The 25,768-nt window shown below is 42.2% G+C and carries 26 protein-coding genes, 1 tRNA gene, 1 other RNA gene and 2 pseudogenes; 12 read left to right on the top strand and 18 right to left on the bottom strand.

Translation table 11 applies throughout. The features are described 5' to 3' along the window. The first annotated feature begins 134 nt into the window (after positions 1–134). The 4 genes from AB5Y61_RS02505 (at position 135) to tpx (ending at position 3,214) form a co-directional block, all read left to right on the top strand. Positions 135–857 carry a metal ABC transporter ATP-binding protein gene (locus AB5Y61_RS02505; RefSeq protein WP_048691612.1) on the top strand — a complete coding sequence of 241 codons (723 nt, stop codon included), beginning with the start codon at positions 135–137 and terminating at the stop codon, positions 855–857. Then, a complete protein-coding gene (locus AB5Y61_RS02500) occupies positions 854–1,696 on the top strand; it encodes a metal ABC transporter permease (protein WP_048691610.1) in 843 nt (280 codons plus the stop codon). The genes AB5Y61_RS02505 and AB5Y61_RS02500 overlap by 4 nt, the downstream gene beginning before the upstream one ends. Positions 1,697–1,707: 11 nt before the next feature. Then, the gene (gene fimA / locus AB5Y61_RS02495) at positions 1,708–2,640 is read left to right on the top strand and encodes a metal ABC transporter substrate-binding lipoprotein/fibrin-binding adhesin FimA (protein WP_368403015.1); all 933 of its coding nucleotides are present in this window, start codon (positions 1,708–1,710) and stop codon (positions 2,638–2,640) included. Positions 2,641–2,719: 79 nt separating this feature from the next. Further along, complete coding sequence (tpx, locus tag AB5Y61_RS02490) at positions 2,720–3,214, top strand: thiol peroxidase (RefSeq protein ID WP_368403013.1); 495 nt, start codon at positions 2,720–2,722, stop codon at positions 3,212–3,214. A 33-nt stretch (positions 3,215–3,247) separates the two neighbouring features. Here the strand turns inward: tpx and AB5Y61_RS02485 are convergent, their stop codons facing one another. Next, entirely contained in the window at positions 3,248–4,273 is a 1,026-nt protein-coding gene (locus AB5Y61_RS02485; protein ID WP_368403011.1) for a DUF3114 domain-containing protein, read from the bottom strand. Positions 4,274–4,397: 124 nt separating this feature from the next. Between AB5Y61_RS02485 and AB5Y61_RS02480 the strand changes: the two genes are divergently transcribed. Then, positions 4,398–5,051 carry a metal-dependent transcriptional regulator gene (locus AB5Y61_RS02480; RefSeq protein ID WP_368403009.1) on the top strand — a complete coding sequence of 218 codons (654 nt, stop codon included), beginning with the start codon at positions 4,398–4,400 and terminating at the stop codon, positions 5,049–5,051. Positions 5,052–5,072: 21 nt separating this feature from the next. On the opposite strand, the gene dtd is transcribed toward AB5Y61_RS02480, so the two are convergent. The 8 genes from dtd to AB5Y61_RS02440 all read right to left on the bottom strand — a co-directional run bounded on the left by dtd (position 5,073) and on the right by AB5Y61_RS02440 (position 11,685). Further along, entirely contained in the window at positions 5,073–5,516 is a 444-nt protein-coding gene (dtd, locus tag AB5Y61_RS02475; RefSeq protein WP_049473116.1) for a D-aminoacyl-tRNA deacylase, read from the bottom strand. A gap of 320 nt (positions 5,517–5,836) precedes the next feature. Further along, complete coding sequence (locus AB5Y61_RS02470; protein ID WP_013904522.1) at positions 5,837–8,056, bottom strand: RelA/SpoT family protein; 2,220 nt, start codon at positions 8,054–8,056, stop codon at positions 5,837–5,839. An 83-nt stretch (positions 8,057–8,139) separates the two neighbouring features. After that, positions 8,140–8,433 (bottom strand): hypothetical protein, encoded by a 294-nt coding sequence (locus AB5Y61_RS02465; protein ID WP_368403007.1) that lies wholly within the window; start codon positions 8,431–8,433, stop codon positions 8,140–8,142. After that, entirely contained in the window at positions 8,420–8,809 is a 390-nt protein-coding gene (locus AB5Y61_RS02460) for a hypothetical protein (protein ID WP_368403006.1), read from the bottom strand. The genes AB5Y61_RS02465 and AB5Y61_RS02460 overlap by 14 nt, the downstream gene beginning before the upstream one ends. 3 nt (positions 8,810–8,812) lie before the next feature. After that, entirely contained in the window at positions 8,813–10,129 is a 1,317-nt protein-coding gene (locus AB5Y61_RS02455) for a hypothetical protein (RefSeq protein WP_368403004.1), read from the bottom strand. 2 nt (positions 10,130–10,131) lie between these two features. Next, positions 10,132–10,524, bottom strand: coding sequence for a DUF1310 family protein (locus tag AB5Y61_RS02450; protein WP_368403003.1), 393 nt, complete (start codon positions 10,522–10,524; stop codon positions 10,132–10,134). Between the two features lie 177 nt (positions 10,525–10,701). Then, positions 10,702–11,097, bottom strand: coding sequence for a DUF1310 family protein (locus AB5Y61_RS02445; RefSeq protein WP_368403002.1), 396 nt, complete (start codon positions 11,095–11,097; stop codon positions 10,702–10,704). A 195-nt stretch (positions 11,098–11,292) separates the two neighbouring features. Continuing rightward, positions 11,293–11,685, bottom strand: a complete 393-nt coding sequence (locus tag AB5Y61_RS02440; RefSeq protein WP_368402999.1) for a DUF1310 family protein — start codon at positions 11,683–11,685, stop codon at positions 11,293–11,295. Between the two features lie 165 nt (positions 11,686–11,850). Here AB5Y61_RS02440 and AB5Y61_RS02435 point away from each other — a divergent pair, with 165 nt between their 5' ends. After that, positions 11,851–14,268, top strand: a complete 2,418-nt coding sequence (locus AB5Y61_RS02435; protein ID WP_368402997.1) for a bifunctional 2',3'-cyclic-nucleotide 2'-phosphodiesterase/3'-nucleotidase — start codon at positions 11,851–11,853, stop codon at positions 14,266–14,268. A 41-nt stretch (positions 14,269–14,309) separates the two neighbouring features. Here the strand turns inward: AB5Y61_RS02435 and AB5Y61_RS02430 are convergent, their stop codons facing one another. The 6 genes and pseudogenes from AB5Y61_RS02430 to AB5Y61_RS02405 form a co-directional block, all read right to left on the bottom strand. Then, on the bottom strand, positions 14,310–15,059 hold the full coding sequence (locus AB5Y61_RS02430; protein WP_368402996.1) for a 16S rRNA (uracil(1498)-N(3))-methyltransferase: 750 nt from the start codon (positions 15,057–15,059) through the stop codon (positions 14,310–14,312). 1 nt (position 15,060) lies between these two features. Then, positions 15,061–16,011, bottom strand: a complete 951-nt coding sequence (gene prmA / locus AB5Y61_RS02425) for a 50S ribosomal protein L11 methyltransferase (RefSeq protein WP_368403064.1) — start codon at positions 16,009–16,011, stop codon at positions 15,061–15,063. 137 nt (positions 16,012–16,148) lie between these two features. Continuing rightward, on the bottom strand, positions 16,149–16,622 hold the full coding sequence (locus AB5Y61_RS02420; protein WP_368402994.1) for a GNAT family N-acetyltransferase: 474 nt from the start codon (positions 16,620–16,622) through the stop codon (positions 16,149–16,151). Continuing rightward, positions 16,619–17,053, bottom strand: coding sequence for an NUDIX hydrolase (locus AB5Y61_RS02415; protein ID WP_031574864.1), 435 nt, complete (start codon positions 17,051–17,053; stop codon positions 16,619–16,621). The genes AB5Y61_RS02420 and AB5Y61_RS02415 overlap by 4 nt, the downstream gene beginning before the upstream one ends. A 49-nt stretch (positions 17,054–17,102) precedes the next feature. Then, positions 17,103–17,646, bottom strand: a pseudogene (locus AB5Y61_RS02410) (hypothetical protein). Positions 17,647–17,700: 54 nt separating this feature from the next. Continuing rightward, a complete protein-coding gene (locus tag AB5Y61_RS02405) occupies positions 17,701–18,171 on the bottom strand; it encodes a DUF3013 family protein (RefSeq protein WP_251457086.1) in 471 nt (156 codons plus the stop codon). 114 nt (positions 18,172–18,285) lie between these two features. On the opposite strand from AB5Y61_RS02405, the gene AB5Y61_RS02400 reads away from it, so the two are divergent. The 3 genes from AB5Y61_RS02400 (at position 18,286) to AB5Y61_RS02390 (ending at position 19,894) form a co-directional block, all read left to right on the top strand. Next, positions 18,286–19,557, top strand: coding sequence for a replication-associated recombination protein A (locus tag AB5Y61_RS02400; protein ID WP_368402992.1), 1,272 nt, complete (start codon positions 18,286–18,288; stop codon positions 19,555–19,557). A gap of 66 nt (positions 19,558–19,623) precedes the next feature. Further along, positions 19,624–19,816, top strand: a non-coding RNA gene (gene ssrS, locus AB5Y61_RS02395) — 6S RNA. Positions 19,817–19,821: 5 nt separating this feature from the next. After that, positions 19,822–19,894 (top strand) — tRNA-Lys (locus tag AB5Y61_RS02390). A gap of 86 nt (positions 19,895–19,980) precedes the next feature. On the opposite strand, the gene AB5Y61_RS02385 is transcribed toward AB5Y61_RS02390, so the two are convergent. Next, positions 19,981–21,120: a site-specific integrase gene (locus tag AB5Y61_RS02385; RefSeq protein WP_003014245.1), complete on the bottom strand. Its 1,140-nt coding sequence runs from the start codon at positions 21,118–21,120 to the stop codon at positions 19,981–19,983. 32 nt (positions 21,121–21,152) lie between these two features. Between AB5Y61_RS02385 and AB5Y61_RS02380 the strand changes: the two are divergent. From AB5Y61_RS02380 to AB5Y61_RS02370, 3 genes and pseudogenes are all read left to right on the top strand, one after another. Further along, positions 21,153–21,473, top strand: a pseudogene (locus tag AB5Y61_RS02380) (XRE family transcriptional regulator); the annotation flags it as partial. Positions 21,474–21,795: 322 nt separating this feature from the next. Beyond that, the gene (locus tag AB5Y61_RS02375) at positions 21,796–22,806 is read left to right on the top strand and encodes a YeiH family protein (protein WP_003009857.1); all 1,011 of its coding nucleotides are present in this window, start codon (positions 21,796–21,798) and stop codon (positions 22,804–22,806) included. 684 nt (positions 22,807–23,490) lie between these two features. Then, a complete protein-coding gene (locus tag AB5Y61_RS02370; protein ID WP_368402990.1) occupies positions 23,491–24,021 on the top strand; it encodes a hypothetical protein in 531 nt (176 codons plus the stop codon). Between the two features lie 199 nt (positions 24,022–24,220). Here the strand turns inward: AB5Y61_RS02370 and AB5Y61_RS02365 are convergent, their stop codons facing one another. Further along, the gene (locus AB5Y61_RS02365; protein ID WP_070586326.1) at positions 24,221–24,928 is read right to left on the bottom strand and encodes an ABC transporter; all 708 of its coding nucleotides are present in this window, start codon (positions 24,926–24,928) and stop codon (positions 24,221–24,223) included. Further along, complete coding sequence (locus tag AB5Y61_RS02360; RefSeq protein WP_014712801.1) at positions 24,925–25,605, bottom strand: ABC transporter ATP-binding protein; 681 nt, start codon at positions 25,603–25,605, stop codon at positions 24,925–24,927. Before AB5Y61_RS02360 ends, AB5Y61_RS02365 begins: the two co-directional genes overlap by 4 nt. Between the last annotated feature and the right edge of the window lie 163 nt (positions 25,606–25,768).

Genomic DNA, 25,768 nt, shown 5'->3' with positions numbered 1-25,768 from the left:
CATTCTTTTCTATTAACCTTACCAAAAATAGGAACTTTTTTCAATGATTACAAAAGATTTAATCTAAATTATTTTAAAAATTAACTTGACTTAATTTTTTCATTCATGTATATTAATGGTAAAGGAGAAAAATCATGATTCAAATTGAACATCTAAGTGTTGCTTACCAGCAAACACTGGCCTTGGAGGATCTTTCCCTCACCATCCAGGGTCCAACCATCCTAGGCATTCTTGGACCCAACGGAGCTGGAAAATCAACCCTGATCAAGGCCATGCTAGGACTTCTCCCTCATTCGGGAAAGGTCCAGCTCGATCAAAAAGACCTCGGCCAAGTTCTTCAACGAGTGGCCTACGTCGAACAGAAATCCGCTATTGATTTCCACTTCCCCATCACGGTGCGGGAGTGTGTCTCGCTGGGGCTCTATCCCCATCTTTCTATCTTCAAGAGAAAAAGCAAAGAGGATCTCCAAAAAGTAGAAAATGCCTTGAAACTTGTCAATCTTCTTGATCTAGCAGATCGCCAGATTGGCCAGCTTTCAGGAGGGCAATTCCAAAGGGTTCTGATCGCCCGCTGCTTGGTTCAAGAAGCAGAGGTCATCTTCTTGGATGAGCCCTTTGCTGGGATTGACTCTGTTAGCGAAGACATCATCATGCAGACACTCCAAACCTTGAAAAAGGAAGGCAAGACCATCCTGATTGTCCATCACGATCTGAGCAAGGTCCCAGCTTATTTTGACCAGATCCTGCTCCTTCATCGCAAACTGATTGCTTTTGGGAAAACAGAAGAAACCTTTACCAAAGAGAATCTTCACGCAGCCTACGGTCATGAACTTTTTATAGGAGGTGAAATCAGATGATTGCAGAATTTATCGATGGATTACAACAATTTCATTTCCTCCAAAACGCTCTCATTACAGCTATTGCCATCGGGATCGTCGCTGGTGCAGTCGGATGTTTCATCATTTTGCGAGGCATGTCTCTCATGGGAGATGCCATCTCACACGCGGTCCTTCCAGGTGTGGCCCTTTCCTTTATCCTGGGCATCAATTTCTTTATTGGCGCCATTACCTTTGGACTTTTAGCTTCCATCCTCATCACCTATATCAAGAGCAACTCCATCATCAAGAGCGACACTGCAATTGGGATTACCTTTTCTTCTTTCCTCGCCTTAGGAGTCATTCTGATTGGAATCGCTAAAAGTTCCACCGACCTTTTCCACATCCTCTTTGGGAATATCTTGGCCGTGCAAGACCAGGATATGTGGATGACCATCGGTATTGGGGTGGCGGTCTTGCTGGTGATTTGCCTGCTCTTTCGACCCTTACTGCTCACATCTTTTGACCCCGTTCTGGCTCAGTCCATGGGCGTCCGGGTCAAGGTCTATCACTACCTTCTCATGGTGCTCTTGACCTTGGTTTCTGTCACTGCTATGCAGAGTGTCGGGACCATTCTCATCGTTGCCATGCTCATCACACCCGCTGCGACAGCCTATCTCTATGCCAATAGCCTCTGGTCCATGATGCTCCTTTCATCCGGATTAGGTGCTCTTGCATCCATCCTGGGACTCTTTATTGGCTACAGCTTTAACATCGCCGTTGGGTCTTGTATCGTCCTCACTTCTGCAGTCTTCTTTCTCATCAGCTTCTTTATCGCTCCTAAGCAGAGAAAGAATAAGCACGCTCTTTCACCTCATTAAAGGAGAAACACATGAAAAAAATCGCTTCTGTCCTTGCCCTCTTTGTGGCGCTCTTATTCGGCCTTATGGCCTGTAGCAAAGGCTCTTCTTCCAAGTCCTCATCTGATAAATTGAAGGTGGTCACCACCAACTCCATCCTCGCAGATATCACCAAAAATATCGCGGGGGATAAAATCGAGCTACACAGTATTGTCCCTGTCGGCCAAGATCCCCATGAATACGAACCACTCCCAGAAGATGTCAAAAAAACTTCACAAGCAGACCTCATCTTCTACAACGGCATCAACCTCGAAACGGGTGGCAATGCTTGGTTTACCAAGTTGGTCAAAAATGCTAATAAAGTAGAAAACAAGGACTATTTCGCTGCCAGCGATGGCGTAGAGGTCATCTACCTAGAAGGCCAAAACCAAGCTGGAAAAGAAGACCCTCACGCTTGGCTCAATCTCGAAAACGGGATCATCTATGCTAAAAACATTGCTAAACAATTGATCGCCAAAGATCCAAAAAATAAGGACTTCTACGAAAAAAATCTAGCAGCCTATACTGAAAAACTGAGCAAGCTGGATCAAGAAGCCAAGCAAGCATTCAATAACATCCCAGCAGAGAAGAAGATGATCGTAACCAGTGAGGGTTGCTTCAAGTACTTCTCCAAAGCCTACGGCGTCCCATCTGCCTATATCTGGGAAATCAACACTGAAGAAGAAGGGACACCTGAACAAATCAAAACGCTGCTAGAGAAATTGCGTCAAACCAAAGTACCGTCCCTCTTTGTCGAATCCAGTGTCGATGAGCGTCCTATGAAAACTGTGTCTAAGGATACCAATATCCCTATCTTTGCAAAAATCTTTACTGACTCGATTGCCAAAGAAGGGGAAAAGGGTGATAGCTACTACAGCATGATGAAGTGGAACTTAGACAAGATCGCAGAAGGATTGAGTCAGTAGACCATTCAGATTTCTAAACAAATCAGTGGCCCCTCCTCCGGTATTGCGGTACAATAAAAACAAAAAAAGGAGTCTTTTTATGGCAACATTTTTAGGAAACCCTGTTACCTTTACCGGATCTCAACTTCAAGTAGGGGAAATGGCTCATGATTTTTCATTGATCACTCCAGCTCTTGAGAAGAAATCTTTAGCTGATTTTGCTGGCAAGAAAAAAGTCCTCAGCATCATCCCATCCATCGACACAGGGATCTGTTCGATGCAAACACGTCACTTCAACAAGACCTTATCGGACTTGGAAGACACTGTCGTCTTGACGGTCTCTGTCGACCTTCCTTTTGCTCAAGATAAATGGTGCGCTGCTGAAGGGCTCGACAATGCTATCATGCTCTCAGACTACTACGATCATTCCTTCGGGAAAGCCTACGGCCTCTTGATCAATGAATGGCACTTGCTTGCGCGTGCTGTCTTGGTCTTAGATGCAGACAACAAGGTGACTTACGTTGAATACCTAGACAACATTAACAGCGAACCCAATTACGACGCCGCAATCGAAGCTGTCAAAGCACTTGGATAAACGAAAAAGAGGTCGTAGACCTCTTTTTGTCTGCTATAAAATCCGATGGAGCCCATTTTGGAGGAGGACCCGCCAGCGTAAGCGAGGGATGCCTTGTAGGAAGCTTCGCACGCGCTTTGCCACTTGTTGCTTATAGCTCTTACCTCCCTGTGCAAAAACTCCTTTTCGACTCCAATAACCTTGCTCTCCTCGGTCATTCTTCGGAGCTAGATAGCGAACACCTTGCTGATAGAGGACCTGCTTGCGAAAGGCTGGATCCCAAGCTTTGACGGGATCAATATCCAAGTCCTTATGGGTCCGGCCCCTAGCCAAGCCGTAGTTAAAACTGGCACCATTGACAATGCCATTTTCAGAAACTTCTATTGGATCAACTTCATTGAGAAAATGCCCAGCTTGATCGAGAATATACTCCGTATGAAAATTTAACAAGACCTTGAAATTAACTTGTTGGGAGGCCCCTGATGGATAATGAAGGTGACCATCTGGCCTTAGGGAGACCTTGTTGTGAAGGCGGGCAGCCGCATAAGCATCCACCGTGACCGCTCTAGCCTCCTGTAGGTAAGCTTGTAAAGCCTCCTCGTCAGTCTGTCCAGCTCTCGCATTATGCGTCCGAATCCATTGTGCCTGGTAACTTGAAAGTAGGTAGCGCAACTGGTGAACCTGGCGTTTCAAAAGCTGATCTCCTGACTGATCTGCTAAGGGATCTCTTTCAAAGGCGACCTGCACGACGCATGAAAAAGCCGTCCAAAAGTCGGAACCTGGTGGACAATCTGGAGCCATTCTACTCAGAAGAAAGGCTGTTTCTTCACAAGTTCCAGACAAGTCACTTGGCATAAGGAGAATTTTCATGACTCCCCTCAGCAAGTCTTGGGCAGCAGTTTCCGTTAGATCCTTGATCTCTTGAAACCACATGTTTTGAAACAGAGGACTGGCAAAGAAAAAGACAGACTGGTATTGTTCTTGGTAGGCTTGTGGATCTTTGTATCCCTGCAAATGCTTCTCTAGATAGGCTAAACTATTTTCTCTCCAGCCTAGTCTCGCTAATTCCCGTCTGTTCATGATGCCGTCCTTTCTATGATTCTATACTACCATCTTTTGGAGCTTGAGACAATTCTCATTACTCCACTAGCGTTTTTGAGGATTTTTTTGATATACTAGAAGTGAGCGAAGAAAAGAGGAAAGCATGACACCAAACAAAGAAGATTACCTCAAGTGCATTTATGAAATTGGCACAGAAGTAGAAAAAATCAGTAATAAGGAAATCGCTAGTCGCATGCAGGTCTCTCCACCCGCTGTGACTGAGATGATTAAGCGCATGGTCTCTGAGGGCCTCTTGGTGAAAGATAAGACCCATGGCTATCTACTAACAGATCTGGGCTCGCAATTGGTCTCTGATCTCTACCGCAAGCACCGCTTGATCGAAGTATTTCTGCTGAAAAATCTTGGCTACACAACTGAAGAAGTCCATGAAGAGGCAGAAGTTCTCGAGCATACTGTTTCTGAACATTTCATCGACCGGCTGGATCACATGCTTGGAAACCCTAAGACCTGCCCTCACGGTGGGACAATTCCAAAGAAAGGCGAAAGGCTTGTCGAAGCCTACCAAGACCGTCTCAGTGAAACGACCCAACCTGGTCTGTATATTCTGCAAAGGGTCTATGACACCTATGAATTGTTAAAATTCTTAGACCAGATTCATCTCCAAATTGGTGATACCATCGCGTTTCAACGGTACGATGACTACACAGGGCTCTATCACTTCGTTATCCATGGACAAGAAATTTCTATCAACCAATTGATCGCCCAACAACTCTATATCGAAAAACATGCAGTCTAACCCGACTGCATGTTTTCTTACTTATGGATTTTTTGTATCTAGTAAAATCGTCACCGGACCATCATTGATCAATTCAATCGCCATATCGGCTCCAAAGATCCCTCGTTTGACAGGGACTTCTTTTTCTAATTGATCATTAAAGGCATCATATAACTGACTGGCCATATCTGGCTTGGCAGCCCCTATAAAAGCAGGACGGTTGCCTTTTTTTGTCTCCGCAAAGAGGGTAAATTGAGAGATCGACAAGATTTCCCCTTGGATATCTTTGACCGAAAGATTCATCTTATCTTCCTCATCTGAGAAAATACGCATCTGCGATACTTTGCGGACCGCATACTCCAAATCCTTCTGGTCATCCTCAGGCCCCACTCCCACTAGGAGCAACAAGCCTTGCTGGATCGCATTGTAGACTTGGCCATCAATGGAAACCGAGGCACTCTTAACCCGTTGAATCACTAATTTCATTTTATTATCCTATTTTATAAATATATCGAGCATTCACTGCTAACCTTCAAAGAACATCAACCTCAGACGACGAGTTAACCAAGCAATAAAAGAGTTCTGAGCATGTCCTATTCTTCAAAGAAAATCGACATCAGACAAGGCAGCGAGACGAAGACAATACTTAATTACCGCGAGGCGAGCTAACCAACTAATAAAAGAGTTCTGACCATGTTCTACTTGCTTCAAAGAAAATCGGCTCCAGACAAGGCAGTGAGACGCAGGCATAACTATAGTTAGACCAGTCGAAACTAACGCAGTATGAAGTCGATTTTCGCAGAAGACTAGCCGTTGGTACGCTTAACAGAGTATACCTCCGGCACACTCTTAATCTTATCCACAACTGTTGTCAACATAGACAAGTTTGGAATCCCAAAGGAAATGTGTATATTGGCAAATTTCATGTCTTTGGTTGGTTGGGCATTAACAGTTGAGATCATTTTAGCTGTATTGGAAAGGACTTGGAGCACGTCGTTCAGAAGGCCTGCACGGTTGAGCCCGTAGATATCGATGTGAGCGATATAGTCCTTGGTCGTGTTGTTATCTTCCCACTCCACATCAATCAAGCGTTGCTCGTAGTTGTCTTGGGCACGTAGGTTCATACAGTCTCGACGATGAATCGCAACACCGCGCCCTTTGGTGATGTAGCCGACGATTTCATCACCTGGAACTGGGTTACAGCACTTTGCAATCCGAATCAAGAGCCCAGAAGCACCTTGGATGACCACGCCACCTTCGTGACGGACCTTGAGGGTGTCTTTTTTATTTTCAACCTTGACCTCGCCACCTTTGACCAGCTCTTCTGCTTCTGCGCGTGCCTTAGCCCGCTCTTCTTCTCGACGTTCATCCTCCGTCAAGCGGTTAAAGATGGTAATAGCCCCAATCTCTCCAAAACCAATCGCAGCAAACAAGGCTTCTTCTGTCTTGTAACTTGATTTTTGTAGCACTTTGTCCATGTGCTTTTTGTCCATGAACTTATTGGCTACCAAGTCATGCTCATGGAATTGGGCCATCAAGAGGTCACGACCCCGGTTAATCGACAATTCCTTATCTTGATTTTTAAAGAATTGACGAATCTTGTTGCGCGCCTTGCTGGTTTTGACAAGGGTCAGCCAGTCACGGCTCGGACCAAAGGAGTTGGCATTGGTGATAATCTCCACCTGGTCTCCCGTCCGAAGTTTGGTATTGAGGGGCACCATCCGGCCGTTGACCTTGGCACCAATCGCTTTTTCCCCAACCTTGGTGTGGATTTCATAGGCAAAATCGATCGGCCCGGAATCTTTCGGAAGGGAACGAACGGTTCCATCCGGTGTGAAGACGTAAATTTCTTCTGCCAGGATATCTTCTTTTACATTTTCAACAAATTCTTTGGCATCACCTGACTGGTCCTGGAGCTCCATCATCTCCTTGATCCAGTTCATCCCAATGGCAGATTCCTTGCTGTTGACTTGACCTTTGATCCCTTTTTTGTAAGCCCAGTGAGCCGCAACCCCGTATTCGGCAACCTCGTGCATCTCCTTGGTACGAATCTGGAACTCAATCGGTCCTTTAGGGCCATAGACCGTCGTATGGATAGACTGATAGCCATTGGCCTTCCGGTTGGCAATATAGTCCTTAAAACGCCCTGGCATTGGCTTCCAGAGCTCATGGATGTAGCCTAGCATGGCATAGACATCGCTTGGGGTATCCAGGATACAGCGGATGGCAATCAAATCATATATTTCATCAAAGCGCTTCTTCTTATCCTGCATCTTGCGATAGATGGAGTAGATATGCTTTGGCCGGCCATAAATTTTTCCATGCAAATGGCGTTCACCAGCATAAGTCTCAATCTTGTGGACAACCTCTTCGACCAACTCTTCTCGCTCACGACGTTTTTCCTTCATCATATGAGAAATCTTGTAGAATTCTGTCTCATTCAAATAACGGAAGGACAAATCCTCAAGTTCCCACTTAACGCTGGAAATCCCGAGACGGTGGGCCAGTGGTGCATAGATCTCCATGGTCTCACGCGAAATGCGTTCTTGCTTATCTTTGCGCAAATGCTTGAGGGTGCGCATATTATGCAAGCGGTCGGCTAGTTTGACCAAAATTACACGGATATCTTGAGACATGGCCATGAGCATCTTGCGATGATTTTCCGCCAATTGCTCTTCGTGGGACTTGTACTTGACCTTCCCGAGCTTGGTCACCCCATCGACGATCACACGCACGTCATGACCAAATTCGCGCTCTAAATCATCTAAGGTTGCATCCGTATCCTCCACAACATCATGCAAAAAGCCACAGGCTACCGTCACAGCGTCCAGTTTTAGCTTAGCAAGGATTCCTGCTACTTGAATGGGATGAATGATGTAAGGTTCACCGGACTGACGGAATTGCCCACTATGGCAATCAACCGCATAGACCAAAGCCTTCTGCACAAAAGCAACATCTTCAGGGGATAAATATTTTTTTGTAAGGGCAACAACTTGGTCCCCTGTTAAATTCTCTTCTTTCGGCATGTATTTTCTCCAATTTCTTGGATACTATTTTAACACTTTTAGAAGCAGATGGGAACCAATGAAGCTACTTTAATATACGGATACTACTTTGTCTTACAAAATTCTTGCAAAGAACGTAACTCTACTTTCTTTCTTCCAACGCCTTCTTTAACAGAGTTTGAAAATTTTCCAGCTAAATCTAAATCAATACTTCCAATAACCTGATCTAAAGAACTTTCAAGTTCTGTTAAACTAGATGAAATTCTATTTTTTATGTTTTTTTGGTCAACAGTGGCCTTTGTTAAAGCAATTTTCCCCATAAATTTAACACTAATGAGAGCCGCCAAGTACCGTTTATCTTCGTAAGTAAGATCATTTAAAGGATCAATTTTCGACATACATTTCCTTTCGCAATATTGCAATCTCATTCGAACATTTTTCAGAAACTACCTGTAGCTCCTTTTGTTTCATTTGATGCATTTCCTCAAAATGCGCTAATTCTCGATGATAGCCCGAATTCAAATCTTCATAAACATCTAATAATTCTCGATAATAATCCGATAAACATTCCGTACTATCCATCGCCTTCGAAAAGTAGCCAACCTCCTCTTCCATCATTTCTATGTTCTGTTTTGTAAAACAGTACTGGTCATGGATATGATTCATCTTTTTTTCTAGTTTTTTCATTTCCATCTTTAATGCTTCTTCAGTACTATTCCATTTTTCCTCTACTTTTCTAATTGCATTAATCCATTCCAGCTCTTTGTTTTCCATTCTTTACCATTGCAATTGAAGTTGGCTTGCTAGAGCAATATCTGTAGCTGCAACAGTTGCAATCCCTTTCGCTATGTCTGTTGATAGACCAAAAATACTATCCTTTATTTTTAGAGTATCTTTTTTAATTTTCTCTAATTCTGTGATCCGATTGATCTCAATCGTTTCTTTTGTTGCACCAACTTGAGCAAGTGCATTGACGATATCACTCTCTGTACATCGGCTTCCCGATACAGTTGTACGGCAAGAGGCTAATAATGTATCCCAAGCCCCTTTTACATCCGCAATACCAAAATCACAGACAGCTAAAATATAATCAGAGGCAATGAGAGCAAACTCCTTCAACGATTCCACTATTCTTATGGCCTGAATTGTGTCCATGGAAATGAGATCACGTCCGGAAAGCCCTCTCTTTTTCCAAGATTCCAGTGCTTGTTTTTTTATTTGCAGTTGCTCTTTTGCCTGCTTGACTCGAGCTAATCGATAATCATCTAAACTCTCTTCTTTGAGGTTCAAGTAGCCAGCCTTGTAGTCGTAACCTCCCCACATATGTTGTTTAATAAGGCCACCTGCATCCTTACTGTCAATTCGAACAAGTGTTCCAACAACTCCTTCATTCCCTTCTTCAGCATGTTCCCATGTAATCAAGTCTCGCTTATCTATAAAATTATAAATTTTATATTTAATCTTATCGATCTGTTTCTTTTCTGCATCACTTAACTGTGGATAAAAATTAGGCGCTTCATATATATAAGCCGCATCAATTCTATCTAAATATTTATCCGCCAAAGAGCCAAGGGATGATTGGATATTTAAGCCCCCTAAAGAATGAGCATAAAATTTGAAACGCGCATTCGGATATCGATCCATTGCTGCTTTTACTTCTTTCGAAGCTGCGTCAAGCTGGGAAGTTTTCCCAGTTTTGATCCCGAGTCTTTTAGCCATTGATATTTGTAAGGCGGTTGGAGCATCGGTTAGTCCCCAGTCTCTCAGGGCTCCCATGAAATTTTGATCAAATTTAGCTTCTGAGCCCTCAAATAATATTGTTACTTCATTCACATCTTCTGGTCTGGTTTCCTGAGTGATTTCTTTATCTGTCACAATATAACCATTTAAACCAGATATTTCTCCTAGAAACCGTGCTTCCAAGTCTTGAGGAGAGGTGACCATATCTTTTTCTGGTGGTCGACCAAAAATTTCAGAAACATAACCTATTGTTTTTTTCCGATTATTTATATCAATTTTTACACCATCCCCAACAATGTATTTCGTATATTCCTGCCATGCAATATCATTCTTCTCTTCATCATTAATTACCATTGTTACTCCCCTATTAGATTCCTAAGCGCTTTAGATTCGGACATTCCTACAGATCTAATTGGACCGTCTTCACTACGCTTCCTCAACCCCATACTTCCAGTGATCTCTTTATTTCCATTTATAATCACTTTAAACATAATCCCCCCCATTGGATTGTGTTCAATCGTCTTATTATCAATCGCATAGGAGCGAATCTTGCCTTTTGGTGTTAAGGCATCTGGATCTGTTGCCTTTAATTCTTCTTCTATCAACTTTTCTACTTCTTTACTATGCACAATCTCAACCATTTCATTTTGAAAATCAAGATGGTTCTTTACAAGTAGACCTCCCCATACCAAGACTCCTAATAGCAACACTCCAAATATATAACGACCAATTTTTCTTTTTTGTTTCATCTTCATCCTCCATAAAGTGTTAGTAGTATCACTTTACACTATTTAGTTTTCAATTTTATTACTCTCACTTTAATAATTCGTAAAAAATTTTTGAAAAAAGATACTTTTTAAAAATTTTTTGTAAATATACAAATTAAAAATATTTGAATCGAATCTTCTTTTCATATATTTTGATTATCATTTCTTTTCTAATAGGTTTTGAAATCCAACAGATCTACTCACTCCCACTTGTTCAATTGGTCCATCCTCGCTATATTTCCTTAATCCAAAATTTTCAGTTATTTCCTTATCTCCATTGATAATGATAAGAAACATGATCCCTCCCATTGGATTGTGTTCAATCGTTTCATCATAAATTTCATAGGAGCGGATCTTACCTTTTGGTGTTAAGGCGTTTGGATCCGATTCCTTTAGTTCTTCTTTTATTAACTTTTCCACTTCTTTACTATGGACAATCTGTACCATTTCATTTTGAAAATCAAGATGGTTCTTTACAAGTAAACCTCCCCATACTAAGACTCCTAATAGCAACGCTCCAAATATATAACGACCAATTTTTCTTTTTGGTTTCATCTTCATACTCCATTCATTAATAGTAGTATCACTTTATACTATTTAGTTTTCTAATTTATCACTCTCACTTTAATAATTCGTAAAAATTTTCGAAAATGTGACACTAATTTCTAATTCTTTTAGTTTTAGAACCGATATCCAACCAAATAAGTTGGATCCTTCAATTGAAGATTGATTTAAAGGTAAACACCAAGCTTATTCTTTCATCAGTTTTTGAAGTCCGTCAGATGCATCCATTCCCACGGATTCAATCGGACCGTCCGAACTGGTTTTCCACAACCCTAGGCTACCGATTATATCCTCATCTTCATTTATGGTCACATCAAACATAATCCCTCCCATTGGATTATGTTCAATCGTTTCATCATCAATTCTAAACGATTGGATTTTTCCTTTTTCTGTAAATGCGAATGGATCTTTTTGTTTTAAATTATCTATGATAATCTTTTCTACTTCTTTACTATGAACGATTCGAACCATTTCTTGCTGAAATTCCAAATGCTCCTTTACTTTCGACCCAATCCATATCATGAGTCCAATAACTATCAAAGAAAATATCAAACGGCATCCTTTTCTTTTTTTGTTCATCTGTATCGCCCCCTCACTTTTATCATTCGTAATTTTTTTGAAAACTGATCCTTTATTTTGGAAAAATTTTTATCAATTTATCATATAGAAAGGTTACGAAAACGGATACATTCTGAACAAAATAAGATATAATAGAAAGACATCATTTTAATTAGGAGGACAACCATGTCATCATTCCGTAAACAGGCTACTCTATTCAGTCTTGCTGCTGCTTTCTTGGCAACGACGACTGCCCAGGCAGATGAAGCGACAAGCTCAAACGCAACTGATTCGTCAGCAACTGCTGTCACAGAGGCCACAACTTCTGCGTCTCCTGCGACTAGCTCTGAAGCAACCGAAGCGACTCCCGCAGCACCTCAAAATAGTGCCAGTGACGCAAAAGCGACCGCTCCAGTTGAGGGGCAAGAAGTCGACGTCCGCATCCTTGCGACAACGGACCTTCATACCAACTTGGTCAACTATGACTACTACCAAGACAAACCAGCGCAAAACGTTGGTCTGGCAAAAACAGCTGTCTTGATCGAAGATGCAAAAAAAGAAAACAGAAACGTCCTCCTCGTTGATAACGGAGATACTATCCAAGGAACTCCTCTTGGTACCTACAAGGCCATCGTCAATCCTATCAAAGATGGTGAACAACACCCGATGTATACAGCTCTTCAAAAATTGGGCTTTGATGCAGGAACCCTTGGAAACCACGAATTCAACTACGGACTAGACTACCTCAAAAAGGTCATCGCAACTGCTGGTATGCCAATCGTCAATGCCAACGTTGTAGATGCAAATACTGGCGCTTTTGTCTATGATCCCTACAAGATCATCAAAAAGACCTATACCGATAAGAACGGTCGTTCAGTCGATGTCAATATCGGGGTAACAGGGATCGTCCCTCCACAGATCCTCAGCTGGGACAAGGCCAACCTCGAAGGCAAGGTCAAGGTTAATGACTCCGTCGAAGCCATCCAAGCCATCATCCCAGAAATGCGCAAAGCCGGAGCTGACGTCGTCCTCGTCCTTTCTCACTCTGGTATCGGAGATGACAAGTATGAAAAAGGCGAAGAAAACGAAGGCTACCAAATTGCCAGCCTCCCAGGTGTTGACGCCGTTGTAACAGGTCATTCACACGCAGAATTCCCAAGTGGAAACGGAACTGGCTTCTACGAAAAATATGCGGGTGTCGACGGTGTAAACGGTAAAATCAATGGAACACCCGTCACCATGGCTGGAAAATACGGCGACCACCTCGGAGTAATCGACCTCAATCTTCGTTATACCGATGGTAAATGGTCTGTTGTTGGAAGTAAGGCTGCCATCCGTAAGATTGACACCAAGTCAAAAATAGCCGATGAGCGCATTACAGCGATCGCGAAGGAATCCCACGAAGGTACAGTCAAATATGTCCGCCAACAAGTCGGAACCACTTCTGCTCCAATCACCAGCTACTTTGCCCTTGTGAAAGATGATCCATCTGTCCAAATCGTGAACAATGCACAAACTTGGTACGCTAAGAAAGAGTTGGCAGGAACTCCTGAAGCCAACCTTCCAATCCTTTCTGCTGCAGCGCCATTTAAGGCGGGTACCCGTGGAGATGCTACTGCCTATACGGATATCCCAGCTGGCCCAATCGCCATCAAGAACGTCGCTGATCTTTATCTCTATGATAACGTCACTGCCATCCTCAAGGTGACTGGTGCGCAACTCAAGGAATGGTTGGAAATGTCTGCTGGACAATTCAACACGATTGACCCAACTAGCAAAGAGCCTCAACAGCTTGTCAACCCTAACTATTGGACTTACAACTTTGACGTCATCGACGGGGTGACCTACGAGTTTGACGTGACCCAGCCAAATAAATACGACCGCGAAGGAAAAACAGTTAACCCCGATGCTAGCCGTGTCCGCAACTTGAAATATCAAGGCAAAGAAGTAGCCGCGGATCAAGAATTTATCGTTGTGACCAACAACTACCGGGCAAACGGAACATTCCCAGGCGTTCGCGACGCTAGCTTGAACCAACTCCTTGGATTGGAAAACCGCCAAGCTATCATCAACTATATCTTGGAAGAAAAGAACATCAACCCAAGTGCAGACGGCAACTGGCGCTTTACAGACAGCATCAAGGGGGTAGATGTCCGCTTCTTAACTGCTGACAAAGCTAAAGATATGGTTGGTAAAGACGGAGATGTTGTCTACCTTGAACCATCTAAACAAGAAGGATTTGGAGAATTCCGCTTTGTTTATGTGGAACCAAAAGTAGAACCTGAAACAAAACCAGAAGAACCGACAAAACCAGAAACAGGAAACCCTTCATTTGTCTTTGTACCGAACCATCAGAAACCGGCACAAGAGGAAACCATCACCCTGTCTCATAGCCAACAAACCATTACCCTTCCTGCTCCAAGTCAAGAAGGAGCTCGCTCTGCAGAAGCACCCCAAGAAACTACTAAGCCAGTAGTTGCCTCTTCTATCAGCGAAAAAACCTTGCCTGAAACAGGAGAGCGTGCTTCTATCTTAGCCCTTGTCGGATTGATGATGACCGGTGTTGGCTTCCTTCTCCCATCTCGTAAGAAAGAACACAAGTAATTCTTTCCTATCCTAAAAAAATTAACGCGTGAAGTTGACCTTCACGCGTTTTTCATTAATTCTGTGACAACACTCACTGCGCTAAGAGCGTAGAGTGGGGCTGTTTCTGCTCGTAGGATGCGAGGCCCAAGTCCTGCTAGGATTGCTCCTTTGGCTTCAAAACTTTCAATTTCCGTAGGGGATAAACCACCTTCTGGACCAAAGATAAAGAGCATTTTAGCTCCCTTTTCTAACCCAGCAACAGCTTGGATAAGCGCAGCTGATTCTCCTTCTTTGGCTGACTCTTCATAGGCCACCACGATGTGGTCAAACTGGTCCAGTTGTGCAAGAAAATCAACCTTTTTCTCAAAAAGAGCAATGCTCGGGACCAAATTTCGCTTGCTTTGTTCGGCTGCTCCAAGGGCGATTTTTTCTAGTTTTTCAACCTTTTTACCCAATTTCTTGCCATCCCACTTGGCAACGGACCAGTCTGCAGGAAAGGCCCATATCTGGCTAGCACCCAGTTCCGTCACCTTTTGAGTGATAAACTCGAGTTTATCCCCCTTGGGAAAGCCTGAAGCGATGGTCACTTGAATAGGTAGTTCCACATTGTCAGCTAATTCTTTGATTAGCTCCAACTGACGAGCCTCCACATTGACCACGCGCGCCAAACGCTTGATGCCATCATCAAAGACTAGGGTCACCTGGTCATCTTCTTTCAAGCGCATGACCTGAAACATATGCTTGCTGGTTTCCTTGTCCTCGATGGTGACAGGCGAGATTGCACTACCATTGACAAAATACTGCTGCATGCTAGCCTCCAATCACACCTGAGACATCCTTGGTCTTCTTGAAGACGCAGGCATTCCATTCCCCTTGGATCATGTGGGTTTCAAGGAAAAATCCAGCTGACTCAGCCGACTCACGTACCATGTCCCACTTGTCCTTAATAATGCCACTCATGATCAGGTAACCTTCGTCCTTGACCAAACGATAAGCATCATCTGTCAGATGAATGAGGATATCCGCCAAGATATTGGCCACGATGACATCTGCCCCAATCTCCACGCCTTTAAGCAAATCACCTGGGGCTACATGGATATTTTCCATGCCAGGGTTGAGTTCAATATTCTCCTGAGCAACGCGAACTGCCACATCATCCAAGTCATAGGCGAAGATTTCCTTGGCACCTAGAAGTGAGCTAGCAATAGAAAGGACACCTGAACCTGTCCCCACATCCAGCACTGTTTCTCCACCACGAAGAACCTGTTCCAAGGCGAAAAGGCTCATCTTGGTAGTTGGGTGGGTTCCTGTCCCGAAGGCCATACCAGGATCTAGCTTAATAATCTTTTCCCCAGCAGTCGCCTCATAGTCTGTCCAAGACGGCACGATAGTCAAATCATGAGTGATACGAGCTGGCTCATAGTATTTCTTCCAGTTATCTGCCCAGTCTTCCTCAGCCAAGGCAGTCGTCCCCATCTTGACCTCTCCTAGATCCATAAAATCTGTCAATTCTGCTAGGCGAGCCTGCAAGTCTGCCTCAACCACTGCCACATCAACCGTATCAGGATAGTAGGCTGTCACTACGATTTCTTCTTGCTGCTCTACCTCTGGGAAAATCTCACCAAAACGATCCACATTGCCCACATAGTCCATGCTATCTTCAATTGCTACCCCTTGGGCACCTAACTCAATCAAGAGGTTGGAAACCAACTCCTCTCCCTCACGCTTCACTGTAACTTTTAACTCTTGCCATGTTTCCATCATTAAGATACCAAGCCCGTAAAACACAAAGCCAAAATAGGAAACTCTCTGAAGACGTTTGTGTCTAAGAGAAGTTTATCTTTTTGGCATAGTGTTTAGGGCGGGTTCAGTTTAGAAATTTAACCGAACCGTCCTTTCTATTTGTCAATCAATTTTTTCATGTAGACCATATCCATACCTTCTTTTTCAGGCTCGATATGGGTTTGATGGTAGCCATTCTTCTCGTAGAACGCGACCATGCCTGCATCCTGTAACACCGTACACAAATCCCACTGTGTGATGGTTGGAAATTCCTCTTCTAGCAAGCGCAATCCTTCAGAACCATACCCTTTTTCCTGATACGGAGGCAAAATCGCTGCGGTCCCTAACCAAGCTTCCGTTAACTCTTCATTGGTCTGAACTCGTAAAAATCCGATGTTTTCTTCATCTTTTTTTACAAAGTAGTAATAGCTATTGGGACGCTCTGCCAGTTTCCATTTGATTCGTTCACGGTCCTCGAGATAAGGGTCATATTCATCATGGTATTTTTCATAAACAGCCTTAAAGCTAGCTCTCTGAATTGCAATAATAGTTTCTAAATCCTCTGCTCCCGCTCGAACAAGTGTTATCATAAACCTTCCTCCAAATAATCCCTCAATCTCCCCTGTAGCTGAGGCACTGCCTGTTTAGACTTCAAAAATTCCTCAATAGGCATCAGTTTATAGGCCTGTCCTTCATTCCCAAAGGTAATATTGTCAAATTGTTCTTGTCTTAGCTGACCAACCATAAAGACCGATTGCTTGTCTTTAAAGATTACGCTAGGATAAATCTTGCTCCAAAGCAGACAGTCTTCATCTAAATGAATTCCCAATTCCTCATAAACTTCACGCGCTGCGCACTCGAAAGGGCTTTCGTTTCCTTCACGACCACCACCTGGCAACTCCCACATGTTGGGACAAGGGATATCGTCCTTGTCATCACGTAAGATAGTCAAGACCTTATCCCCACAAATCAAGGCAATCTTGCAACCTTGGAAATCCATTCTGCTATCCAATAATTCCATGATATTTACTCTTTTCTATGATAACAATTACTCTCTAGGAAAATACGAGCTAGCTTTCTTCGATTACTTTTTGGCACTCTGCATCCCAGTATGCTTGCCATCTGCCATGTTTTTTTAGCAAAATAAACCGTAAACTCATCATTTATATAATCTGCAACATATCGAAGATTAGGCGGATTTTCCTCACCATTTAATATCCAAGGATGGAAGTAAAATGTCCTTTCCCATCTCTTCTGAGTATAGCCGAGATCCTTGGCATACTGAGGGATGGGTTGTTGCATCTCACTTTCCAAATAGGACTGAATGGCATTGTCAATACTATTTAAACGAGCTAATAGTTGTTGGAACTGATCTTCCTCTTCCGTTTTAAAACCAACTAAAAATTCAAATTCCGCAAAGTCTTCAGGAAATTCAAGTTCTGTGACTGTGCCATCTTCTGCATAACGTCCCTCCTCATCGACAAGGCGACGAGTTCCAGACTTCAACACTCTCTCGAAATCTAAATTCGCAAAGCGATTACGGGGAAGAATGCAAACTGATTGCTCAGATTTATCTGACCTTCTCCTGAAAAACTGTTTGACTTTTTCTAGCATAGTTTTCCCCTTCTCCTTGAATCCAGTATTCAAAAAAACCACTTAGAATCTTTTCTAATATCTCGGATAGGGATAAAACGTGCTTTCTTCTAGGCCAACTTTGCCTTCTTCAAAAACTTCTTGGTTCCAGACGATCTCAAAGCTCTCTGCTTCTTCGTCTGCTAAGAAATCCATGAGCTCATCCAAGGCCAGCTCGGCTGTATCTCGAAGGAAAGTCGCAAAATAAGCTAGAAACTCCCGAGACAATCCTTTTTTAGGCTCATAAGGAATCGTCGTTAAATAGGCATCTTCCTCCACATGCGACTTGGCTGGATTGTAAAAGAGCACAGCTTCTTCAAAGAAAATATCCTCATCAGACTCTTCACCCGCTTCATCAACCAAGGCAACCCCTCCTGTATTCTGTGCTTCCAAGAGGAAAGCCACTTCTACCGCATGGTTTTTCTTATCCCAATTGATCTCAAAATCAAAAGGAAAAACCTTGTCCATCTCCTCTTCTAAAATATCCAAAAATCCATATTTAGACATAGCGTCCTCTTTCTAATTTCCCACTCTTAGAGCGGAATATGATACAATAGTTACTACAATCTTACCATAAAAAACGCCTCTTTGAAAGGAGACAAAGCTAGAAAGGAGAAGGAAATGCCCGACAATCTCGCACTCCGTATGCGCCCACGGACGATCGATCAAGTCATTGGTCAACAACACCTGGTCGGAGAAGGCAAAATCATCCGCCGCATGGTCGAGGCCAATCGTCTGTCTTCCATGATTCTCTATGGACCTCCGGGGATCGGAAAGACCAGTATTGCTTCTGCCATCGCAGGAACGACCAAGTATGCCTTTCGGACCTTTAATGCAACGGTTGACAGTAAAAAACGCCTCCAAGAAATCGCAGAGGAAGCCAAGTTTTCAGGTGGCTTGGTCCTGCTTTTAGACGAGATCCATCGCCTTGATAAAACCAAGCAAGATTTTCTTTTGCCTTTGCTCGAAAGCGGTCTGGTCATCATGATCGGTGCAACGACTGAAAATCCCTTTTTCTCTGTAACACCTGCTATTCGTAGCCGCGTACAGATCTTTGAGCTGGAACCTTTGACGACGGAGGAGGTCAAGCAAGCTCTAAAAACGGCGCTAGATGATCCCGATCGTGGCTTTGACTTTCCTGTCATTCTCGATGAGGACGCTTTGGATTTTATCGCTACTTCGACCAATGGAGATCTTCGTTCCGCCTTTAACTCTCTCGATCTGGCTGTGCTGTCGACCTCTGAAAATGCAGAAGGCATCCGCCATATTTCGTTAGAGATCATGGAAAACAGCCTCCAGCGCAGCTACATCACCATGGACAAAGATGGAGACGGCCACTACGATGTGCTCTCTGCCCTGCAAAAATCCATCCGTGGATCCGATGTCGATGCTAGTCTCCACTATGCTGCTCGCTTGATAGAAGCTGGTGACCTACCCAGCCTAGCTCGTCGTTTGACTGTGATTGCTTATGAGGATATCGGCCTGGCCAATCCAGATGCGCAGATTCATACCGTGACGGCGTTGCAAGCAGCTGAGCGTATCGGATTTCCTGAGGCACGCATTCTCATCGCCAACATTGTCATCGATCTAGCCCTTTCGCCTAAGTCCAACTCAGCCTACGTTGCGATGGATAAGGCCCTGTCTGATCTGAGGACATCTGGCAACCTTCCCATTCCTCGCCACCTCCGCGATGGTCATTATGCTGGAAGCAAGGAACTGGGAAATGCACAAAACTATAAATATCCCCACAACTACCCCGGCAACTGGGTCAATCAAGACTACCTGCCAGACAAGCTCAAACACGCATCCTACTTTATTCCCAATGAAAATGGCAAGTACGAACGTGCTCTCGGAGCTACCAAGGAGAAGATTGACCAATTCAAGAAAAAGTGACATCGGTTTCAAAAAAATGAGATTTTTTCTTGAAATATTTCCAAAATGTGGTATCATATACATATAGAAACGCTGTGGTGTACGAACTCACACTTAAGTGTTGACCGACTATTTTTTGTATTATTAGGGAAACAAAAGACTTCTGGCAGTATGCAGGCCGTTTCACGCGGAAGCAGCTAAGTCAGAGCGAGTTGCCCACCTGCTTAATTGCGCGGGTTCAATACAAATCGTGAAGTTTCGGCACCAATACAGCTTTTTATATTTGCCTCCTTAGCTCAGTTGGTAGAGCAGTAGACTCTTAATCTATGGGTCACAGGTTCGAGCCCTGTAGGGGGCATCAAACTTCAACAGTAAAAGCCTTGATAACCAAGGCTTTTTTGCTTGTCTTAAGAGCATTTGCCCCATCATTTGCCCCACATTTTTTTATGAGCAATCTCTCCAGATATCTCTGATTTGATTAAATTCCTCAAAAATTTTCTCTTCTAAAGTGTGTCCATATACTTCTACTAACATTGAAATATCTCTATGCCCTAGAATTTTTGCAATAACTCCAAGGTCAAAACCTTTGTGCCAGAGGTAGCTTCCATAGGTATGACGTGCTCCTTTTGTCGTGATAATTGGATAAATATCTAATTCATTTAAAAGAACACTCAAAGCTTTATTGACACTTGCAATATCTGGTACCAAGTGAATATATCCATAATGCTGAAAAATCATTTTATACTTATTCTTGATTCCTAGCTCTTTATTAGCCTTCTCCTGTTCAATTTTTAGGACTTGTAATATCTTAATGCATTCTTCATCTATCGGTACCATCCGAATAGACGTTTTGTTTTTTGGAGGGACAAATTTATGAGAAAGGGTATTAAACCTCCTATATGTTTTTAGTAGTCCTCTGTCAAAATCAACATCATTCCAAGTTAACGCTATTAACTCTCCAAACCTCATGCCTGTTTTTAATAGAAAATAGACGATATAAGGAACAATTGAACGTTGGTAATCAAATTTTCTCTTTACTGCTAAAAGTAAATCCAGATAGTCCTTTTCTGTATGTAAATATTTCTCTTCTGTCACCTGTTGTTCTTTGGATGAAAATAACTCGACATGTTGTGTAAAATCATCTATTAGAACTTTGTCTGCAATTGCCATTTGGATGCTCTGATGAATTCCAGTATTCAATCTACCAAGAAAATTTCTACCAACTGTTTGCCCATACTTATTCATTATTCTTTGGTATTCACTCGCACGAATTTGAGTGACTTTTTTATTTCCAAATAATCTTTCAATTGTGTTTTTACGGAGAAGATATTTTTTCTTTGTCTCTTCCGACCTACTACTCGGTAGAATTTTTAGTTCAAGCCATTCTTGATAGAGATCGACAAGAGAAATATCTCTAGAAATTCTTTTCCCTAAACGAAGTTCTTGCAGAATCGGCTCAGCTTCTGACTCTGCAAGTTTTTTTGTTTTAAAACCGCTATTATGAGCAACAGTTTTTCCTTCGTTACGAATTTCATAGGTCCATAAGTTACTATCTCCTCGCTTTCGATAACGAACACTTGCCATATTACGCCACCTCTATTCCTAGAATCTCATTTACAACACTTTTTGGAACAAGTAAGGAGATTGAATTAGAAAAGAGTGTTCTTGAATCGAATGAATACTCTGATAAAGTAAGTGAGATCTTAAAGGCTGTCAAATACATCGAACATTTTCTACAAACTGATGGACAGTACTTAGAGGATTTACTTTACCTAACAAGAGGCAAACAGCTATACACAGAAGATGGAGATGAGTTGTATATTGATCCAACTTCTCAGAAAAGAACATTTCATAACCAATATGAACCTGGTTTTATTGTAGCAAGAGATAAATCCCCACTAGAACTCTTAATTGAAAATAAGGACCTATTAGATTAAAAAAAGCGAGGATATGTACTGATCCCAAAAGTTAGATTTTTTCTGTCTAACTTTTGGGGTGCAGTACATTTTCAACTCTCTTATTTATTTTCTTATCTCACATAATTACTTCACATGTCCAGGCTCATCAAATTCATTTTTTTCAATAACATATGCCACATTTGCATCCTTATTGATCAAAGAACATATATCTATTAAACTACAAAAGCTCTCTGACCGCAAAATTCCGTTAATTTACTACCTTATTCCTACTTTCTATTTTCTATTTTACTTTTCTGATAAATAAGATTATAATAAGGGGTATTTATTTTCGGAGGTTTTTATGTCATTTCTATCAAAAAATTGGGCAGGACTGTTAGTCTGTCTGATCATTTCTATCATCTCTTGGGTTTTAGGAGGCTTTCTGCCTGTTGTGGGAGCACCTGTTTTCGCCATTTTTATCGGAATGATTCTCTACCCCTTTCTCACTCCCTATAAACAACTGGATGCTGGTTTGACTTATAGCTCCAAAAAATTGCTTCAGTATGCTGTTATCTTACTTGGTTTTGGACTCAATATCTCTCAAGTTTTCGCAGTTGGAAAATCTTCCCTCCCTGTCATCCTTTCGACTATTTCTATCGCTTTAATTATTGCTTTCTTTTTCCAACGATTTTTTAACATGGATACAAAGCTAGCTACCTTGATTGGGGTAGGCTCTTCTATCTGTGGCGGTTCTGCCATTGCAGCGACTGCTCCTGTTATTCACGCCAAGGAAAAAGAAGTAGCCCAAGCCATTTCTGTTATCTTTTTCTTCAATGTCTTGGCAGCTCTTATCTTTCCAACTCTAGGTTCTTGGCTCCATCTCTCCAACGAAGGTTTTGCTCTCTTTGCGGGTACTGCGGTCAACGATACTTCCTCTGTAACAGCCACAGCTAGCGCCTGGGATAGTCTGTATCATACCAATACTCTAGAATCTGCAACCATTGTCAAACTGACTCGTACCTTAGCTATTATCCCTATTACTCTCTTCCTCTCCTATTGGCAAAGCCGTCAACAAGACAACAACCAAGGAGTAAAGCTTAAAAAAATCTTCCCCGTTTTCATTCTCTACTTCATCCTAGCTTCTCTGCTAACTACCGTCCTTACTTCTTTTGGTGTTAGCAATAGCTTCTTTTCACCTCTCAAACAGCTCTCCAAATTCCTCATCATCATGGCTATGAGTGCTATTGGTCTCAAAACTAACCTCGTTGCTATGATCAAATCCAGTGGAAAATCCATTCTTCTTGGAGCCCTTTGCTGGATCGCTATCATCCTGACTAGTCTTGGCATGCAATTACTCATCGGTATTTTCTAAGAAAAAAGGGAGCCTAAAGGCTACCTCAGAACGTAGACAAACGTCATTTTTGGCGTTTGTCTTTTTGTATCTTCAAAGATATTTTGTCTTATCATCTACTATTCCATCCAAAAATCTGATTTAAAGCAAAATAAAAAGGGATATTCCCTATCCATTTCGATAATTTTTTCATTAATTTGTTTTTCCGTTTTATCCTCCGATTAGTCTCGCACTGATATTTATTGATAACAACACTATATTTCTAGTATAGCAAAATCATTAGATATTATAGGTTTTCAAACCAAATGAGAGTCATTCGTTTTTGCCCCACTTTTGCCCCATTTTTAAATCATGACATTGGAAATACCTAAAAGTACTTCCCTAAAATCACTTATATTTCAATATTTTTAATTACTCTCAATATGAAAATCCTTTCCAAATCCATGCAGGGGGCATCTAAATCAACAGGAAAAAGCCTTGATTTAAAAGGCTTTTTTGCTTGTCTCAAAAGTATTTAGCTCACTTTTTTAGATACTATAATGTAGCGTACGAAGTTAGAACATCCTGCATCATTGTTATTCCATTTAAAATAAAAAAGCACCTTTGAACCCTAGCAAACATTTGACAGTTCTTGCCTGAATCCGCTATGATAAGGGTACTTGAAATTCCAAGTTTTCGTTGCATCTTAAATGTAAGGAGTCCAAAATGAAAATCTATTATTCAAAATATATCGGATATGGCTCTCTGGCTTTTGCCTGTGCGCTCTTTGTCCACTTAGCGTTTTTATCTTTCCTAGGTTTTGAGGGGATTCCCAAAGTCAGTTTCGTCACCCTCATTCAGATCCTTTTATTTCTAATTGCGATCTATGCAACCATTGCTGGTATCAAAAGACTGACCAGCCGTCAGATCGCCTTTGAACTGACTTCTGATGGGATCCATGCTTATCAGGGAGTGATCCTGACAAAAGATATCTTTATCTCCAAGGATGATTTGGTAACTGCAGCCTATAAAGTGGTTGACGTCAGTGACCCGGATCACCAAAATAGTAAGAGTTATTTCATCGAATTTCAACTGAGAGACAATACAGCACTAGAAAATCTCTCAAAATCGAATGTCATCATTAACACAGAGCACCATACCGTAAAACTCTTCGTCAATCTCTGTAAATTTAAGGAAGAAGATTGGCAAAACCTATCCAAATACCTGATGGACGAATACCGAATAACCGTTTTATAGCAAAGAAAAAGAGGCTGGGACAAAAGTCCTAGCCTCTCAATTGTCTTTGGATTGTCGAGCAAGACGCAGTGGTTGAGTGGGCTCTACTACGCTGATTTCATCAGCTTTTACAGCCCTACTCAACTGTGCGGAGGTGGGACGACGAAATCGAATTCTAACGAATTACCGATTTCTGTCCCACTCTCTTTTTTATCTGTTCTTAGTTCCCCATTTCCCCTTTGGGTACGAGCAGATAGAAAAATAGCAAATTCAATCCAAATACGGCAACAAAGAGCGCTAATTGGGTGACATCAATCGTTTGTTTCTCAGTCAAATCTTGGATTAGCTTTGTATAATAATAGCCTGGGAAAGCCCGTTGTAGCTTGCCAACTAAGTCCATAAATCCTCCACTTGCGCCAAGCGTATCAAAGGGAATAATGGTCATGGCTGCTAAAATAATAACTGGAAAGCCAATGGTATCAATCGTCTTGGCATCTACCCTCACCCCAAGTACAAAGCCAATCACACTAAAGTAGATCCCCATCAAGGATAAGAGGAAAAATTGTACCAACAGGCTAGTCGTCACTGGAAAGTGAAAACCTAGGACAGCAACTACTAGCACCGCTAAAAAGATCAAGCTGTTCAGAATCAGTTGTACGATGCTTTGATCCCATAAATAGTTCTTGACACTATAGCTTGTAAAGCGGGATTCAAAAGAATAAAACCCGATATCTGAGGCGATACGCTTACTAAAAGTTGCAAGGCTATTGCCAATGACCCCGATAAATACGGCAATGCCTAATAAAATACTTGGTGAAACCCCTTTTTGAAGCTGATAAAAGAAGATATACCAGCCTATGGGTAAAATAATGGTGAATAATACGAAGCGTTTATTTCGTAAAACTTGTTTTAATTGAATCTTTCTCATGCTTGTTCCCCTCCTTTATTCATCTCTTCTCGGAAATACTGCTCAATGGTTTGACCAGCCTGGTGAATATCCTCAACAGCCTTTGTTGCAGCAATTCGACCGTCTTTTAAAATCAGGACTTTTGTAAAAAAGGCATCAATTTGGTTAAAATCATGGGTCACCACAACAGATGTAAACTCTTGCTGCTCCAGCAATTTCCAAAAATTATCCACTGCTTCCAAGTCCATGCCAGTCGTTGGCTCATCTAAAAAAATCAACTTTGGATGATTCAAAATAGTTAGCAACAAGGACAAGCGTCTCTTTTGACCACCAGAAAGACTTCCCACCATCTGCTCTCTAGATTCTCTCAATTCAACCATCTCTAAGAGTCCATTGATATCAGCCTGCTTCAGCTGATTCATCCGACTTTTTAATTCGACGAATTCAGCAACGGTTAGATCCTCGATGAGCAGATCCCCCTGAGGCATCATCCCAATTTCTCTTTGAAAATCAAGCGAAGTCTTTATCGTCCCCGAATCAGCCTGGAGCTGCCCTGCGATAATGTTGAAGAGGGTGCTTTTACCTGCTCCATTATTTCCCAGCAAGGCAATTTTGTCTCCTTCTTCTATCGAAAAAGACACCCCCTTTAATACAGCTTTCTCCTTAAACGATTTTGTAATAGATGCTACCTGAAACATAGGATCCCTCTTTTCTTATTGATCTTGTGTCCATTATACGTCAAAGAGAAAGCCTTGGAGGCTCTCTGTCAGAATCTGTCAAAAAATCGTCGTGAATGGTCAAAAAAGAGGCTGGGACAAAAGTCCTAGCCTCTCAATTATTTTTGGATTGTCGAGCAAGGCG

The sequence above is a fragment of the Streptococcus parasanguinis genome (assembly GCF_040908565.1).
GTDB lineage: Bacteria > Bacillota > Bacilli > Lactobacillales > Streptococcaceae > Streptococcus > Streptococcus parasanguinis_AC.
Note: the sequence above shows the minus strand (reverse complement) of the source record. Positions and strands in the feature narration are given on the sequence as shown.

Coding starts and splice junctions, on each gene's coding strand:
- AB5Y61_RS02505 (WP_048691612.1), top strand. CDS start 135: ATGATTCAAATTGAACATCTAAGTGTTGCTTACCAGCAAACACTGGCC.
- AB5Y61_RS02500 (WP_048691610.1), top strand. CDS start 854: ATGATTGCAGAATTTATCGATGGATTACAACAATTTCATTTCCTCCAA.
- fimA (WP_368403015.1), top strand. CDS start 1,708: ATGAAAAAAATCGCTTCTGTCCTTGCCCTCTTTGTGGCGCTCTTATTC.
- tpx (WP_368403013.1), top strand. CDS start 2,720: ATGGCAACATTTTTAGGAAACCCTGTTACCTTTACCGGATCTCAACTT.
- AB5Y61_RS02485 (WP_368403011.1), bottom strand. CDS start 4,273: ATGAACAGACGGGAATTAGCGAGACTAGGCTGGAGAGAAAATAGTTTA.
- AB5Y61_RS02480 (WP_368403009.1), top strand. CDS start 4,398: ATGACACCAAACAAAGAAGATTACCTCAAGTGCATTTATGAAATTGGC.
- dtd (WP_049473116.1), bottom strand. CDS start 5,516: ATGAAATTAGTGATTCAACGGGTTAAGAGTGCCTCGGTTTCCATTGAT.
- AB5Y61_RS02470 (WP_013904522.1), bottom strand. CDS start 8,056: ATGCCGAAAGAAGAGAATTTAACAGGGGACCAAGTTGTTGCCCTTACA.
- AB5Y61_RS02465 (WP_368403007.1), bottom strand. CDS start 8,433: ATGTCGAAAATTGATCCTTTAAATGATCTTACTTACGAAGATAAACGG.
- AB5Y61_RS02460 (WP_368403006.1), bottom strand. CDS start 8,809: ATGGAAAACAAAGAGCTGGAATGGATTAATGCAATTAGAAAAGTAGAG.
- AB5Y61_RS02455 (WP_368403004.1), bottom strand. CDS start 10,129: ATGGTAATTAATGATGAAGAGAAGAATGATATTGCATGGCAGGAATAT.
- AB5Y61_RS02450 (WP_368403003.1), bottom strand. CDS start 10,524: ATGAAACAAAAAAGAAAAATTGGTCGTTATATATTTGGAGTGTTGCTA.
- AB5Y61_RS02445 (WP_368403002.1), bottom strand. CDS start 11,097: ATGAAACCAAAAAGAAAAATTGGTCGTTATATATTTGGAGCGTTGCTA.
- AB5Y61_RS02440 (WP_368402999.1), bottom strand. CDS start 11,685: ATGAACAAAAAAAGAAAAGGATGCCGTTTGATATTTTCTTTGATAGTT.
- AB5Y61_RS02435 (WP_368402997.1), top strand. CDS start 11,851: ATGTCATCATTCCGTAAACAGGCTACTCTATTCAGTCTTGCTGCTGCT.
- AB5Y61_RS02430 (WP_368402996.1), bottom strand. CDS start 15,059: ATGCAGCAGTATTTTGTCAATGGTAGTGCAATCTCGCCTGTCACCATC.
- prmA (WP_368403064.1), bottom strand. CDS start 16,011: ATGGAAACATGGCAAGAGTTAAAAGTTACAGTGAAGCGTGAGGGAGAG.
- AB5Y61_RS02420 (WP_368402994.1), bottom strand. CDS start 16,622: ATGATAACACTTGTTCGAGCGGGAGCAGAGGATTTAGAAACTATTATT.
- AB5Y61_RS02415 (WP_031574864.1), bottom strand. CDS start 17,053: ATGGAATTATTGGATAGCAGAATGGATTTCCAAGGTTGCAAGATTGCC.
- AB5Y61_RS02405 (WP_251457086.1), bottom strand. CDS start 18,171: ATGTCTAAATATGGATTTTTGGATATTTTAGAAGAGGAGATGGACAAG.
- AB5Y61_RS02400 (WP_368402992.1), top strand. CDS start 18,286: ATGCCCGACAATCTCGCACTCCGTATGCGCCCACGGACGATCGATCAA.
- AB5Y61_RS02385 (WP_003014245.1), bottom strand. CDS start 21,120: ATGGCAAGTGTTCGTTATCGAAAGCGAGGAGATAGTAACTTATGGACC.
- AB5Y61_RS02375 (WP_003009857.1), top strand. CDS start 21,796: ATGTCATTTCTATCAAAAAATTGGGCAGGACTGTTAGTCTGTCTGATC.
- AB5Y61_RS02370 (WP_368402990.1), top strand. CDS start 23,491: ATGAAAATCTATTATTCAAAATATATCGGATATGGCTCTCTGGCTTTT.
- AB5Y61_RS02365 (WP_070586326.1), bottom strand. CDS start 24,928: ATGAGAAAGATTCAATTAAAACAAGTTTTACGAAATAAACGCTTCGTA.
- AB5Y61_RS02360 (WP_014712801.1), bottom strand. CDS start 25,605: ATGTTTCAGGTAGCATCTATTACAAAATCGTTTAAGGAGAAAGCTGTA.